The following is a 14,466-nucleotide window of genomic DNA, read 5'->3' as shown; positions in this document are numbered from 1 at the left end:
CGATTGTTTTATGGACAGAAAACCCGAACAGATTTTTATTTATCTATTTTGTTCGACATTTCTATTTTTGTACGTCATTGCGTAATTTGATGCTTTCAGCTGTTTTTTCAATTTCTGTGTTATATGCTGCCAATGTACCTTTTTCTCCGGTGGCATGCATAAAAATAGGACGCCCATCATTTCCAATGGCTGCGTAAATAACGAGATCAACAGGATCACCCTTCATAAGAGCGGTTGCCTGAAGCTTCAGCCCCGGGTGGCCGGCAAATTTTGTCGTTGATGTTTTGCGATCTTCAACATTATCCACTGTACCTTTGATCGATTGGAGATAGTTATCTACGACTTTATCAAGTGGCGCCCCTTTGGTATTTTCGAGCCCCTTGGTCACGATAATATCAGGACGCTCGGCGTCTTCCTTAATATAGGCCGGAATCGTCAACATTGCGGAGCTGTTCATAATAGATCCGACAAACTCGAACGGAGGTTGAGCACCAAAAGTGAAAGGAAGTGCACTTAGCTGATCGGATTCATCATTATGACTGGCAAGTGAAACCGACCCAAAAATCGTCATGGCATCATTATTGGAGAATTTTGCTTTCTCCGGTGCCTGAACAGTAATGATATAGGAAGCATTGGGCGCAAATAACATGGACGACCATTTGTCAAAAATACCATTGGCTGCCGTCTGTTTGCCCTGATAAATTTTCAATGCATAACCATCGCGGGATTTTTTGTCTGACTGCGAAACAATATCATAATGCTGGGCTGCCATAGCAGGCTTGAACTTGCTCTCGTCACTGAAAAGCTGTTTTATATGATCACTGGCCGGAGGCATTGTCGCCACAACAATCGCAGCACCGGTTTTTTTATCAATAAATCCGCTAAAATCGGTCGTTAAAGTAAAACTATCAGGTACACTAATATAAACTGCTGTGCCGGGAACTTTCTGGTAAACTGCTGCACGAGCCCCCATTGGAGCCAAGCATAAAGCAATAATAAGGGAAATGAGTTTCATCGACTTAAACACTGAACTAACCTCGGGTATCATAAACTCGCAAAACATACCAAACTACTTCAACATTATTATTATAATACCTGCAACGCTTTGTAGGTAGGGATTGTTCATCATAACTTGCCATCAAGACTGCTTGCTCACGGTAATGTGATCCGCCAGCTTGCTCTTGCGGTACCCGTAACAAAAATAGAATACGATGCCAATAAGGTTCCATAATAGAAAATAATATTGGGTTTTTGACGGCAGGCTGAAGAACAGGTAGATGCAACCGATGGCACTTAACGGTCCGACAATAAAGACCAGAGGCGTTTTGAATTTTCTTGGAACGTCGGGTGCTGTTTTGCGTAAAACAATGAGACATATGCCAACAGAAGTAAAGGCAACCAATGTACCTGCATTGGCGAGAGCTGCTATTTCATCAAGCCGGAAAAGTCCGGCAATAGCAGCAATGATCACGGCAGTGAAAAGTGTTGTCGCAACAGGTGTACCTGTTTTTGCGTTCACGCGGGAAAGAAAAGAAGGAAGCGTTCCATCCCGCCCCATGACGAAGAATATACGGGTTTGACCGTAAAAAAAGGCCAATAAAACAGTGGGTAGAGCAACGACTGCTGCTATACCGATGAGACCTGCAATATGATTGGAACCGAGACTACGCAAAATATGGGCAAGAGGTTCCTCGCTATGGGCAAATTCCGTGTAATGCAAGGAGCCGACAGCACCGAGGCCAACCAGAACATAAATAATGATACAGGCAATCAATGAACCGACAATACCGATTGAAAGATCGCGCCGCGGCTCTTTGGTTTCTTCGGCGGCCGTCGCGATTGTATCAAAACCATAAAAAGCGAAGAAAATAATAGCCGCGGCTGCCATGACACCGCGCTCCACACCATCCGGAGACATAACTTTTGAAAATCCGTTCGGCATGAATGGATGCAGATTTTCTAAATCAAAGTGGGGAAGTGTAACAATAATAAATAAAACCAGCGCAGTTATTTTGATAACCACCAGAAAAAGATTCAATGTTGCGCTCGCTTTGGTGCCGATCATCAACATAGCAGCGATAACAAAGACGATGAAAACTGCAGGAAGATTGACAAGACCGTGAACACCCGTTGCAGGATCAACCGCATTATAACCGGCAGTCAGCCAGAATGGCAGATGAATGCCGATGCCGTGCAAAAATCCGGTTGCATAAGCCGACCAGCCGACTGCAACGGTGCTGACCACCAGAGAATATTCGAGAATGAGACTCCAACCAACGATCCAGGCTATAAGCTCGCCCAATGCCGCATAAGAATATGTGTAGGCGCCTCCCGCGAGCGGAATAAGAGTCGCAAGTTCCGCATAAGCAAAAGCAGCACAAGCACAAACTATTCCGGCGATAACAAATGCAAAAAGTACAGCCGGTCCAGCCCTGTCAGCTCCGATACCAATCAGTGTATAAATGCCTGTGCCGACAATTCCACCCACACCCAAAGCGACAAGATGCGGCCACCCCAATGTAGGGACGAGTTTCCTTTCCCGTTGAACATTTTGTTGAAGAACGGGTTTCCGTCTGAGCCATCCCGACATTTTACATTCCTTACTCTTCCGCCGGTTAAGGTTTTCCGAATGCAAAAAAGCCTTAACCGAACGGTACAAATTCAAATTTTCCGTATTTTAAGTCTTACAAGACTAAATACGTGACACGATGCGCCCAGTATTTCATGTATTGTTTTGCGATTGCAACCAGAAGTTAACAAAAAAGCACCGTTTATAACGATGCTTTTTAAAATGATCTTAAGTGTTATTTTGGAGCGACCACCATCATCATCTGTCGGCCTTCCAGTTTTGGTTCAGCCTCGACTTTCGAGATAGATGAAGTATCTATCTTTACCCGTTCGAGAAGCTGCATACCCAACTCCTGATGGGCCATCTCGCGACCACGGAATCGAAGGGTTATTTTGACCTTGTCACCGCCCTCAAGAAATTTGCTGATCGCCTTCATTTTGACCCCGTAATCATGGGTATCAATATTTGGCCGCATCTTGATCTCTTTAATTTCCACGGTCTTCTGCTTTTTGCGAGCCTCGGATGCTTTTTTCTGATTCTGATATTTCAGCTTACCAAGATCAATTATTTTGCAAACAGGCGGTTCGGCATTTGGAACAATTTCGACAAGATCAAGGCCCGCTTCTTCAGCCATAGCCAAAGCATCATGTGTCGGTATTATTCCGTGATTATGCCCCTCATGATCAATAAGCTGTATACGAGGAATGCGAATATCCTGATTGGAACGCGGCCCATCTTTCGGGGTTGGCGTTGTTTTAAACGGTCGGCGAATGGTCGATTCTCCCTATAATAGTTTCAATTATTCAGTTCTGAAATAAATTACCCAATCAAAAACCGGCGTGATGACTTGCGTCATTCAAAAAAACTCGTCAGATGCTTGTTCGAGATCAGGATAAACTTATCTCTTTTTTCGTCATATACAAATTAACGTGCAAAAACAACCGAATTAACGTGCAAAAACAACCGAAATGCCTAGCTTTTAATGAATATTGGCTTGAAATTGGCATAAAGGGTTTAAGTCACGATTTTCTATGATTAGAATAAGTATGTTGTGATCAAGTTTAAAGATATGAGCTGAATAAGGAGTTTTTTCATGGAAAATGGTGCTCTCGAATTTTTAACTATAGGCCATCAAAAACTCGCTATACGCGCTCTGAAAGGTGACAAACATCCCGGTCTCATGTGGCTACCGGGTTATCGTTCACATATGATGGGTGGTAAAGCCGTCGCATTGAACGAATTTGCCCAAAAAAACAATTATCCATTTTTGCGTTTCGATTATTCAGGGACCGGCGAATCGGAAGGCGATTTCTATCAAGGCAGTATTTCGTTGTGGCTGGAAGAAAGCCTGACACTTTTTGAAAAATTTTGCCGAGGTCCTCAAATTATCGCCGGATCATCAATGGGAGGCTGGATTGCACTCCGCATGGCACAAGAATTGGCCAAGAAAAACATACCGCTTGCCGGTCTGTTACTTCTCGCCCCTGCACCGGATTTCACCCGTGACCTTGTTCGCCCGCAAATGAGCAGCAAACAAAAACGGGAACTGGAGGAACGCGGCTTTTTTGAGGTTCCTTATGAAAACGAGCAGGAACCTGTTCCTTTTACCAAAATTTTTCTTGATGACGGCGATAAAAATCTGGTTATGGAAGGCCTCATCGATATTCATTGTCCCGTTCATATTATTCAGGGAATGGCCGATAATGAGGTGCCTTATCAGCATACGCTCGAACTTGTTGAACATCTGCCTTTCGATAATGTTACTCTAACGCTGATCAAGGACGGCGAACATCATCTTTCTCGCCCTCAAGATATTGCAACGATTATCAATGGGGCGGAAACTCTTATTGCAAACAGCAATCGTTGATCGTTACGCTAATCTCTAGAGAACGAGAGGTGAGGGTCGGATTCGTATTTTCTCGAAATTTCGTTGCCGTCGGATAAAATCGGAATTAACACTTTGAAAAATATAACTATCCGACGGGGCTATCGTGCAAAATAACGAATTAAAACCGGATAATAGTTCGGGAATTCATCTCAAAAGCTGATTTTATCATGTTTTTCCGTTTATCTTCGCCATCTCTTCAAAAACGATTTTTATTACCTAAATAACCGACATGTTTTTTGCGTCAAACAGCTCTGACAAATCCCTCCTTAAAAAGTTGCAACTGACACTTCAATTGTCGGATCGTTCTTTGCCGCTTACAATTGTGCGAAGTGCACGGGCAAGCCGGTTGACATTACGGATAGAAACAGGTGGCAAAGGTGTTCGCGTGACCGTACCACCAACAACACCGGAAACCGAAGTAACAAATTTTATCGAGCGCTATAGGGGGTGGATAGAAAGCCGGATTTCGCGTTTTCCTCCCCCGCAGGATACCCCGATGTTGAAACCCGGTGCCGCGATTCCTATTCTCGGTCACCCTTATCGCATTATTCATCAAGAAGGACGTGGTAACGTCACTATTATACCGGATGATGATGGTAAAGGCGGAAAAATCATTGTTTATGGCGATAGCCGCTATCTTCCAAGACACATTCGCGAAGCCTTAAAAAAACAGGCTGCGCTGATTATTGCCCCTCTTGTTAAAAAACACTGTGCCGTGGTCGGCAGAACGCCCGTTTCAATCCGTTATAAAGATACCAAAAGCCGTTGGGGATCCTGTTCAGCCGACGGCCATTTGTCGTTTTCCTGGCGAATTGTCATGGCTCCGATCGGCGTGATCGATTATCTTGTTGCACATGAGACCGCCCATCTTATCGAAATGAATCACAGTTCGAAATTCTGGTCTTTATGTGAAAAACTGTGCCCGCGCACAAAAGAGTACAGAGCATGGTTGAAACGTAATGGCCAAACTCTTCATGCTATTGACTTCGAATAATGGTGTTTTGGATAATCGAGCCTTCGCTTATTCACTTGATTTTAGCAAAATGATCGCCTGATATTCGATTATTTTAAACAATAATGACTGACTTTATAAGCTGCAAAAGGCTTGTTATTTTAGCAAGAGTCTATCCTGTTTTCTCTAAACGCAGAAAAGCAATTAGCGGGCTTCCAGTCCCATCTTCCAGAATTCTGTTTCAAGCCGGGTAGCCGTGTTAAAAATTTTACTCAAGTGCTTGAAATGCACTTCATCATGACTTTGTTCGGCCAGTTTATTGAAGCTATCAAGAAATGTTTTCACGCCTTTAACGTAATCATCACTTTGGTAATTTTTGATCCATTGTGAATAGGGATTTCCTTCAAACACAGTGTCTGGTGATTCGACAAGGCGCAGACCGATTTCTGCATAGCCCGCAACACATGGAATCAAGGCTGTCATCAAGTCGAGCCGGTCACCTGAATATCCAACGTCCAGAACAAAACGGGTATAGGCAATGGTTTCGATAGCTTCTTCTGCCCCGCTCATTTCTTGTTCCGAAATTCCCCACGTTTTTGCATAGGCTACATGAAGCGGCATTTCTGCTGCAATATCATTTAGGCCGTCAAGCGCTTCCCGAATATCTTCGATATTCGTTGATTTTGCCGCAAGAAGTGCATAAGCACGGGAAAAATGAACGAGGAACAGATAATCCTGCGTCAAAAACTTTTTGAAACATTTTTCTTCCAATGTTCCAGCGGCCAATTGATTGACAAAAGAATGTTCAACATAAGCTTGCCACAAACCACCGGCATTTTTTCGCAAATGTCCAAAAGTGCCTTTCTCGAAATCGGGCTTTTCCATCAATCCTCCGCTATATCTGCCTGACAGGCTTGTAAAATCGTCTTTTCCGCTTTAGACGGATCGCTGTCCTTATAGGTCAGGAATGCATCATTCCCTTTTATATGAAGACGGTAATTATCCTGATCGTCAACAGCGATGAAAAGCTTTTCCGCAGTTTTAACATCCTCACGCAATGCCACCAGTTTTCCGTCGACAGATATGACTGCATAAGAACCATCTTTGGCCTTTATAAAAACTGCCTGCAATGCCACGCCCCGTTCACAGATATAGGTTTGGTTATGCACTGAAGGCTCTTCGGCATTGGCCGCAAAGCCATGAAGAGCAGCAAAAGCAAGCGTTGCAAGGAAAGTCTTTTTCAACATTTTTCAAGGCCTTTACCAAAAGACAAAAAATTTTTTGGAACTTTATATTCAACCACCCGTTAAACGAGCACCAGGACAAAACCTGGTACCCCTAGGTGCCCGATGGAGTTGCCCCCGCTTGTCTAATCGGGCACCCCTTTCTTCTCATTATACGCCTCCTCCCATATAATGAGGACTAACCTACTACGATCGGTGTTCCAACCGGAACCCGATTGTAGAGGTCGATAATATCCTGATTCATCAATCTGATACAACCGGATGACATTGATTGGCCGATGGACCACCATTCCGGTGAACCATGGATTCGATATCCTGTATCGCGACCGTTTTGATAGATATAAAGTGCGCGTGCACCAAGCGGATTGGTGGGGCCGGGCTCCATGCCGTTCTTATATTCAACAAGTTCAGGTTTTCTTCCGATCATTTCTGCCGGTGGTGTCCAACGGGGCCATTCGCGTTTGAATTGAACATTGGCTCGCCCCGACCACTGGAAACCGGCTGCACCAATACCGACACCATAGCGTAACGCATCACCGTCAGGCTGGATGAAATATAGAAAATGGTCTTTGAGGCTAACAACAATTGTTCCCGGAGCTTCGCCTGTCGGGTTAGGTACGATCTGGCGTAAAAATTGTTTTGGCACTTTGTCGTAGGGAATTGCTGCAAGCGTGTAAGGCCCTTCATGGACGGCCGCATACATTTTATCAGGCGAGGTAAAACCTTTATCAATGCCGATAAGCGGGCGTGGAATTGAACCGGTCGTCATATTATTGTAACCGCTTCCCAAAATCCCGTCACTCGTGCAACCGCTCAACACCCCGACAAAAGTTGTTCCACTTCCGATTAAAAAACTGCGGCGGGTAAAAGAGAGACGTGATTTTTTCATAAAGCACCTGAACTCGTGTTCAAACAAATGCAGCCAATTGTGGTTTGAAACGAATCCGGCTTATCAATCCGTTTCCGATTCTTGCCATTATTGAATGCATGCGATTTGTTATGAATGATGCCTAATGATGGTTTCCGAATGGTTAATTCCGATTGTTTAAACTTGCCTCGACCAAGGCATACCAGAAAACCGCACCGTCGATGATATTTTGATCGTCAAAATTATAATGGGGACTATGAAGGCTTGCACTTTCGCCATTCCCGAGGAAAAAAAACGCACCCGGACAAGCTTCCAGCATAAATGCAAAATCCTCACTTACAGTGGTTGGTATCTCGGTCTCGACGACTCTGTCCGCTCCCAAAACACGTTTGGCAACATCAAGAGCAAAATCACTATGCTTGGGGTGATTGACCACCGCAGGAACAAGCCTCTCATAATTCACCGATGCGGTTGCACCGAAGCTTGCAGCCTGAGCTTCAACGATTTGTTGGATGCGCTCTTCAACAAGATTTTGAATATCTGCGGAAAAGTTGCGCACAGTCAGCGATATCGTTACGCTATCAGGGATAATATTAAAGGCTTCGCCGCCATGAATAGAGCCGGTTGATATAATAGCGGATTGAAGCGGTGGAACATTGCGAGATACAATCGTTTGCAACGCCATCACGATAGAAGACGCAACAACAATAGGATCAATTGCAGATTCCGGTCGGGCTCCATGACCGCCCTTACCATAAATGACAATTGTTGCTTTATCGACAGAAGCCATCATTGCCTTTTTGGTGAATTGTATTTTTCCTTGTTCCAGTCCTGGCCAGTTATGGAGTCCATAGATGGCATCACAAGGAAATCGTTCGAACAATCCGTCATTAATCATTGCTTTTGCGCCGGCACCAATTTCTTCGGCCGGTTGAAAAATAAGATGCACTGTCCCGTCAAAATTTTTTGTGGCAGCCAAAGCACGCGCGGCTGCAAGGAGTGTTGTTGTATGCCCGTCGTGACCGCAAGCATGCATCACACCTTCATTTTTGCTGGCATATTCCAGATTTGTTTCTTCCCTTATCGGGAGAGCATCCATATCAGCTCTGATGCCAATCGATTTTGGCCCATTGCCATTTTTCAAACTTGCAACAATACCATTGCCACCAATGTGGCGGGTTACTTCATATCCATAGCGTTCCAGAAGTGTCGCTATCCGAGCCGAAGTGGCCGTTTCTTTTCCGGATAATTCGGGATTATTATGCATGGCATGTCGGAATTCGGTCATTTCCGGCAAATAGGAGAGGATCAAATTTTTGATTACTTCTGTTGCCATCTTTCCCGTTTCCATTGTTGATCATGTCAATTATGGATTTCGCAAGAGGTGGTTATCAAGAAATATCCGTCTATTTTTTCTTCGCAAGCAGCTATTTTTACCTTCTGCGAATTGGCTCGTGTGTGTTGCCTCCAAAGCCCCGGCCAATTGCCAGCGAGCACAAAGTCGCTTCACAAAGTGTGAAAAATCGCCTGTTTCAAAAAAAACGGCAGTCATTTTTTATCGGTGAAACCGACAAGCCCTATCACAATTTTCAAATTTTTTCGTCGCATTTCGAAAGCCGATGAAATTACTGGAGGTTACCTGCACTGACGATTGCCCACACTGGCGGTTGCCTATGTTTCCGTTAAAGAAAAAATCAATTTTCAAGCTCTCGCCAGATATTTTTCAACCAGCGCACCCCACAGGGTTGCACCAACAGCAATACCATCATCGTTGAAATTATAATGCGGCGTATGAAGACCTGTGCTGTCACCATTGCCCATAATGATATAGGCACCCGGTACTTTTTCCAGCATGTAGGAAAAATCCTCACTCGGGGTCAAAGGTTCGGCATTTTCGACGACATTTTTATCGCCAACAACTTGTTTGGCAACTTCCAAAGCAAAGTCGATCGATTCGGCATCATTTACCGTAACAGGATAACCGCGTTCATAATTGATGATGGCCTTTGCTCCATAGCTTTCGGCTTGCGATTTCACCAATTTACAAATTCTTTCCTGCAAAAGGTCCCGTACTTTTGCCGAAAACGCCCGAATCGTCAGCTCCATCTTGACTTCTTCCGGTATGACATTGGAAACACTGCCACCTTTGAACATACCGACAGTGATAAGTGCAGCCTCGAGCGGTGGGACATTACGGGAAACAATGGTTTGCAAGGCCATAACGATAGATGACGCTGCAACAATCGGATCAATTGTTGTTTCCGGACGTGCACCATGACCGCCTTTGCCGCGAACTGTAATATAAGCGGTGTCAACCGATGCCATCATCGGCCCTTTCGTAAAACGCAATGTTCCTGAAGGAAAGCCCGGCCAATTATGCAATCCATAAATCCGGTCGCACGGAAATCTTTCAAACAATCCGTCATCAATCATTTTCTTGCCACCGCCATAGCTTTCCTCGGCAGGCTGGAAGATAACACGGACTGTGCCATCAAAATTTTTCGTTTCGGCAAGATAACGGGCGGCAGTCAGAAGAATTGTTGTATGCCCGTCATGCCCGCAAGCATGCATGACCCCTTTATTCTTGCTGGAATAATCGAGATTGGTTTCTTCTTCGATCGGCAAAGCATCCATATCGGCACGTATACCGATTACCTTTTTGCCATTACCGACTTTCAATGTGCCAACAATACCGGTTTTACCGACACCCCGTACAACGTCGAAGCCCCAACTTTTAAGTAGGCTTGCTACTTTGTCGCCGGTTTTATGCTCGTTAAAGCCCAATTCGGGGTTTTGGTGAATTTGGTGGCGGATCGCCACCATTTCATCAATCGTTTTATCAATATGCTCGCGAATATGTTTCATAGATAAAAGTCCTATATCCTACATTTTTCGGGAATGTAGCTTTTAAAAGTCATTTCAAATATGTTTCAGCCAATGAAACCCAATAACACCCGCCAAGAGGGAGCAATTCATCGTTGAAGTTATAATGGGGACTATGCAAAGGCGCACTGTCACCATTTCCAATGCCAACATAGGATCCTGGTACTTTTTCCAACATAAAGGCAAAGTCTTCACTTCCCGATCGTTTCGGCGTATTATCATCAACATGATCGGACCCGAAAATTTTTGCCGCAACATCAATAGCAAATGCCGTCTCTGTTTTGTGGTTGACCAGCACCGGATATGAACGCTGATAATCAACTTCGGCCGTTGCACCAAAGCTTTCAGCCTGTAACTTTGCGAGTTTTTCGATACGCGATTGCAGCAAATCCCTTACGTCCGGATTAAAGCAACGGACCGTGAGCAACATTTCCGCACTATCGGGAATAACATTTGGGGCAACCCCTGCATGAAAGCTACCAACAGTTACAACAGCCGTTTCAAGCGGTGGCACATTGCGCGAGACAATTGTTTGCAGGCTTGAAATGATCGCCGCACTTGCCGCTATCGGATCAATTGCCTGATCCGGAACAGCACCATGGCCGCCCTTGCCAATCACTTTTATTTTGACAATGTCGCTTGAAGGCATGAATGCCCCGGTATTCGCGGAAATTTTGCCGGTCGGAAACCCCGGCCAGTTGTGCATACCAAACACGGCATCACACGGGAATTTTTCAAAAAGTCCGTCATCAATCATTGCTTTTGCACCGGCAAAACCTTCTTCTGCCGGCTGGAAAATGAGGTTGAGTGTCCCGTTGAAATTCTTTGTTTCGGCAAAGTAGCGTGCGGCCGTTAACAACATGGTTGTGTGGCCGTCATGCCCACAAGCATGCATTTTGCCTTCATGACAACTCGAATATTCAAGATTTGTCATTTCTGTAATTGGTAAAGCATCAAAATCGGCACGCAAACCAATGGATTTTTTGCCATTGCCTACTTTTAAACGTCCTACAACGCCGGTCTTGCCAAGGCCTGTTGTAACTTCATAACCCCATTTTTTCAAAAAGTCGGCAATAATTTTTGCTGTTCTATGCTCTTCATAAGCGGTCTCTGGATGCGCATGCAAATCGTGGCGCACTGCTTCCATTTCCGGCACATAGGCTTTCATGGTTTGAAGAATTTTTTTCGCTTCTGGCGAAAGGTTTTCATTACTCATTCAAATTCCCCTATTTTCTATAATTAAATTTCATAATTAAATCTCATGGCGCTTTTCGTCGAAAGCCAGATATGCCACCCCACCAAGGACGAGAGAAACACCAAGATACCAGAATGGCGCCATAATATTGCTGTCGGATATTTTAAGAAGGAATGTTACAATCATTTGTGCTGTACCACCAAATATTGAAACACTGAAAGCATAAATAACCGACGTTGCAGTTGCGCGAATTCTTTTCTCGAATGCTTCGATAATGAAAAGAACACATAAGGTAAACACAATCGACATACCAATCACTGCCACAGTGTAAAAAGCCAGAAAAACGCGAATATTTTGTACAAAGTGGAATGCAAAATAGGATGAGATAAAGATGATGATCAGCGTGTTAATAGCTGTGCGTTTACGCCGTTCCAACCGGTCACATAAAAAGCCTGAAAAAACAGTCACAACGATAACAATGACACTTGCATAGCTTGATACAAGGAACGCTTCGGAGCTTCCGATGTCCGTGACCGTCTTCAGGTAACTCGGCATAAAGAACACCAGAACATACATCATGACAGTTCCCGGAAAAATCACAAAAATACCGGCAATCATCTGTTTCGTATGTTGGCTGATAAGCTCTTTGAACGGATGTATTGTGTGTGCTTCAACTGTTGGTGCCTTATGTGTTTCGTTGATATGGGCGCGGATATAAAGCCCGACAGGAATAATGAGGAGTGACAAGATAAATGGTACGCGCCAGCCCCAGCTTTCCATGGCTTCATTGGAAAGGCGCGACATTAATAAGGCGGCAAGAAGTGAACCGCATAAAGTACTCAAGCCTTGTCCGAAAAACTGCCAGCTTACGAAAAATCCGCGCTTGTTACGTTCGGCCGATTCCATAAGAAGCGTCGTTGCCGCGCCAATTTCTCCACCGGCTGAAAATCCTTGACAGAGACGCCCCATAACAATCAACAGGGGCGCAAAAATACCAATTGCTTTATAAGGCGGTGCAAATGCTATCAAGGCACTGCCAATGGCCATTAATATAATTGTCAGTAGCATTGCGTCTTTACGCCCATGGCGGTCGGCATAGGCACCGATAACAATACTGCCTAATGGACGCATGACAAAGCCGACCCCAAAAACCGATACCGATATCAGCAATGAAATCAGCTTGTCTTCAGAATTGAAAAAGACATGTCCGATAATTCCGGCAAAAAAACTATAAACCGTAAAATCGAAAATTTCGAGAAAATTGCCGACACCTGCTGCGACAATCAATTTCGTCTTGCTACCGACAGGTGTCAGGGTAACATTCCCTGTATCATTGTCAGGAGTATTTACCAATTCAGTCATAATGGCTATCCCTTGATAATTTTCCTGCTAATTTAACCCGAGCGAGGAAATTCAGGCACGCAATTTCATTGGCAATCTGACAAAAATATTAACAATATATTTTCTTAATTATTATCATATTGGTGAATAATAACTGTCGACCGTTTCAGACAAAGGACAATAGCTATGTTGACACTCAAAGATCCTGTAGTTTTGGCGCAGGCACTTATCCGTTGTCCATCTGTTACGCCGGATGAAAACGGCGTATTAACGCAAGTTCAAACATGGGCAAAAAGCCTCGGTTTTTCTGTTGAACGACCAGTTTTTACAGATAAAAACACACCCGATATTGAAAATCTTTATGCACGTGTCGGTAAAAATGGACCGCATCTTGCTTTTGCCGGTCATACCGATGTTGTACCGGTTGGTGACGAAAAAGCTTGGAACTTTCCGCCATTTGAAGGTACGATCAAAGACGATAAACTTTACGGCCGTGGCGCTGTTGATATGAAAGGCGGAATTGCCTGTTTTATTGCAGCCGTTGCCCGTTATTTAGAAAAAAATCCACTTAAAGGCTCGCTCAGCCTATTGATAACAAATGACGAAGAGGGCCCCGGTATTAATGGCACGATAAAGCTTTTGAAATGGGCAGCCGACAAAGGCGAAAAATGGGACGCCACAATTGTCGGAGAACCAACAAACCCGAACAATTTAGGCGACATGATCAAAATTGGCCGGCGCGGTTCGCTTTCAGGTGTGATCACTGTCACGGGACATCAGGGTCATGTGGCCTATCCCAAAAGAGCGGCCAATCCGATCAATCTCGTTATAAAATTATGCGAAGCGCTTAAAAATCCGGTTCTTGACAAAGGGAGCGAAAATTTCGAGCCCAGCAACCTTGAAATAACGACCATAGATACCGGCAATACAGCCACCAATGTTATTCCGCAACATAGCGTTATCCGGTTCAATGTCCGCTATAATGACAATTGGACTGCCGAAACTTTAAAGCAGGAAATAAAAAAGCGGCTCGACTCGGTAAAACTTGAAACAAAGGGTTCGCTTGTTCCGACGTTCAAAATCGACTGGGTTATAAGCCCCGGTGGAGTTTTTCTGACGAAAAATGATGAGCTTGTCGGATGTTTGAGCAATGCAATAAAAACAGTAACGGGACGCACACCGGAATTATCCACCTCTGGCGGCACATCGGATGCTCGTTTTATTAAAGATTATTGTCCCGTTGTCGAATTCGGGCTGGTAGGAAAAACCATGCATATGGTTGATGAATGCGTAGCAATAGATGATCTTGAAAAGCTCACAAAGATTTATGAGAATTTTTTAGCGACTTTCTTTAACACTTGAAAATCGGCAGACTTATTGTGATGAACCACTATTTGAGATGAGCCACTATTTTATAACAATTATAAAAAGCCGGTCGACAAACCGGCTTTTAAAGCATTCTTGTAAAGCAAGTTTCTAAAAATCTAGCGTTCACAAGTCATCCAGAATTCGCTTGCACCAAATTG

General features: G+C 44.3%; 13 protein-coding genes. 3 read left to right on the top strand and 10 right to left on the bottom strand.

What is annotated here, in order from left to right:
- Nucleotides 1–61: 61 nt before the first annotated feature.
- From BBC0178_RS00385 to infC, 3 genes are all read right to left on the bottom strand, one after another.
- Entirely contained in the window at nucleotides 62–1,027 is a 966-nt protein-coding gene (locus BBC0178_RS00385) for a hypothetical protein (protein ID WP_078038805.1), read from the bottom strand.
- Nucleotides 1,028–1,138: 111 nt separating this feature from the next.
- The gene (locus BBC0178_RS00380; protein WP_078040280.1) at nucleotides 1,139–2,590 is read right to left on the bottom strand and encodes an amino acid permease; all 1,452 of its coding nucleotides are present in this window, start codon (nucleotides 2,588–2,590) and stop codon (nucleotides 1,139–1,141) included.
- Between the two features lie 214 nt (nucleotides 2,591–2,804).
- On the bottom strand, nucleotides 2,805–3,341 hold the full coding sequence (infC, locus tag BBC0178_RS00375; protein ID WP_078038804.1) for a translation initiation factor IF-3: 537 nt from the start codon (nucleotides 3,339–3,341) through the stop codon (nucleotides 2,805–2,807).
- Between the two features lie 321 nt (nucleotides 3,342–3,662).
- On the opposite strand from infC, the gene BBC0178_RS00370 reads away from it, so the two are divergent.
- Nucleotides 3,663–4,436: an alpha/beta hydrolase gene (locus BBC0178_RS00370; RefSeq protein ID WP_078038803.1), complete on the top strand. Its 774-nt coding sequence runs from the start codon at nucleotides 3,663–3,665 to the stop codon at nucleotides 4,434–4,436.
- Nucleotides 4,437–4,764: 328 nt separating this feature from the next.
- Entirely contained in the window at nucleotides 4,765–5,451 is a 687-nt protein-coding gene (locus BBC0178_RS00365) for a M48 family metallopeptidase (protein ID WP_225868326.1), read from the top strand.
- A 162-nt stretch (nucleotides 5,452–5,613) separates the two neighbouring features.
- Here the strand turns inward: BBC0178_RS00365 and tenA are convergent, their stop codons facing one another.
- The 7 genes from tenA to BBC0178_RS00325 all read right to left on the bottom strand — a co-directional run bounded on the left by tenA (nucleotide 5,614) and on the right by BBC0178_RS00325 (nucleotide 12,961).
- Nucleotides 5,614–6,294 carry a thiaminase II gene (tenA, locus tag BBC0178_RS00360; protein ID WP_078038801.1) on the bottom strand — a complete coding sequence of 227 codons (681 nt, stop codon included), beginning with the start codon at nucleotides 6,292–6,294 and terminating at the stop codon, nucleotides 5,614–5,616.
- Nucleotides 6,294–6,656: an MliC family protein gene (locus BBC0178_RS00355; protein WP_077969754.1), complete on the bottom strand. Its 363-nt coding sequence runs from the start codon at nucleotides 6,654–6,656 to the stop codon at nucleotides 6,294–6,296. Before BBC0178_RS00355 ends, tenA begins: the two co-directional genes overlap by 1 nt.
- A 175-nt stretch (nucleotides 6,657–6,831) precedes the next feature.
- Complete coding sequence (locus BBC0178_RS00350; RefSeq protein WP_078038800.1) at nucleotides 6,832–7,542, bottom strand: L,D-transpeptidase; 711 nt, start codon at nucleotides 7,540–7,542, stop codon at nucleotides 6,832–6,834.
- Between the two features lie 142 nt (nucleotides 7,543–7,684).
- Nucleotides 7,685–8,857, bottom strand: coding sequence for a M20 aminoacylase family protein (locus BBC0178_RS00345; RefSeq protein WP_149867382.1), 1,173 nt, complete (start codon nucleotides 8,855–8,857; stop codon nucleotides 7,685–7,687).
- Nucleotides 8,858–9,222: 365 nt separating this feature from the next.
- Nucleotides 9,223–10,386 (bottom strand): M20 aminoacylase family protein, encoded by a 1,164-nt coding sequence (locus BBC0178_RS00335; RefSeq protein ID WP_078038797.1) that lies wholly within the window; start codon nucleotides 10,384–10,386, stop codon nucleotides 9,223–9,225.
- 49 nt (nucleotides 10,387–10,435) lie between these two features.
- Nucleotides 10,436–11,620 carry a M20 aminoacylase family protein gene (locus BBC0178_RS00330; protein ID WP_078038796.1) on the bottom strand — a complete coding sequence of 395 codons (1,185 nt, stop codon included), beginning with the start codon at nucleotides 11,618–11,620 and terminating at the stop codon, nucleotides 10,436–10,438.
- Nucleotides 11,621–11,656: 36 nt separating this feature from the next.
- Nucleotides 11,657–12,961, bottom strand: coding sequence for an MFS transporter (locus BBC0178_RS00325; protein ID WP_078038795.1), 1,305 nt, complete (start codon nucleotides 12,959–12,961; stop codon nucleotides 11,657–11,659).
- Between the two features lie 165 nt (nucleotides 12,962–13,126).
- On the opposite strand from BBC0178_RS00325, the gene dapE reads away from it, so the two are divergent.
- On the top strand, nucleotides 13,127–14,302 hold the full coding sequence (dapE, locus tag BBC0178_RS00320; protein WP_078038794.1) for a succinyl-diaminopimelate desuccinylase: 1,176 nt from the start codon (nucleotides 13,127–13,129) through the stop codon (nucleotides 14,300–14,302).
- The last annotated feature ends 164 nt before the right edge of the window (nucleotides 14,303–14,466 follow it).

Source organism: Ditibartonella apihabitans, from assembly GCF_002007485.1.
GTDB lineage: Bacteria > Pseudomonadota > Alphaproteobacteria > Rhizobiales > Rhizobiaceae > Bartonella > Bartonella apihabitans.
Note: the sequence above shows the minus strand (reverse complement) of the source record. Positions and strands in the feature narration are given on the sequence as shown.

What these genes read in the sequence shown, in the direction of transcription:
- BBC0178_RS00350 (WP_078038800.1), bottom strand. Translation starts at nt 7,542, where the DNA reads ATGAAAAAATCACGTCTCTCTTTTACCCGCCGCAGTTTTTTAATCGGA.
- dapE (WP_078038794.1), top strand. Translation starts at nt 13,127, where the DNA reads ATGTTGACACTCAAAGATCCTGTAGTTTTGGCGCAGGCACTTATCCGT.
- BBC0178_RS00380 (WP_078040280.1), bottom strand. Translation starts at nt 2,590, where the DNA reads ATGTCGGGATGGCTCAGACGGAAACCCGTTCTTCAACAAAATGTTCAA.
- BBC0178_RS00370 (WP_078038803.1), top strand. Translation starts at nt 3,663, where the DNA reads ATGGAAAATGGTGCTCTCGAATTTTTAACTATAGGCCATCAAAAACTC.
- BBC0178_RS00330 (WP_078038796.1), bottom strand. Translation starts at nt 11,620, where the DNA reads ATGAGTAATGAAAACCTTTCGCCAGAAGCGAAAAAAATTCTTCAAACC.
- BBC0178_RS00345 (WP_149867382.1), bottom strand. Translation starts at nt 8,857, where the DNA reads ATGGCAACAGAAGTAATCAAAAATTTGATCCTCTCCTATTTGCCGGAA.
- tenA (WP_078038801.1), bottom strand. Translation starts at nt 6,294, where the DNA reads ATGGAAAAGCCCGATTTCGAGAAAGGCACTTTTGGACATTTGCGAAAA.
- BBC0178_RS00355 (WP_077969754.1), bottom strand. Translation starts at nt 6,656, where the DNA reads ATGTTGAAAAAGACTTTCCTTGCAACGCTTGCTTTTGCTGCTCTTCAT.
- BBC0178_RS00325 (WP_078038795.1), bottom strand. Translation starts at nt 12,961, where the DNA reads ATGACTGAATTGGTAAATACTCCTGACAATGATACAGGGAATGTTACC.
- BBC0178_RS00335 (WP_078038797.1), bottom strand. Translation starts at nt 10,386, where the DNA reads ATGAAACATATTCGCGAGCATATTGATAAAACGATTGATGAAATGGTG.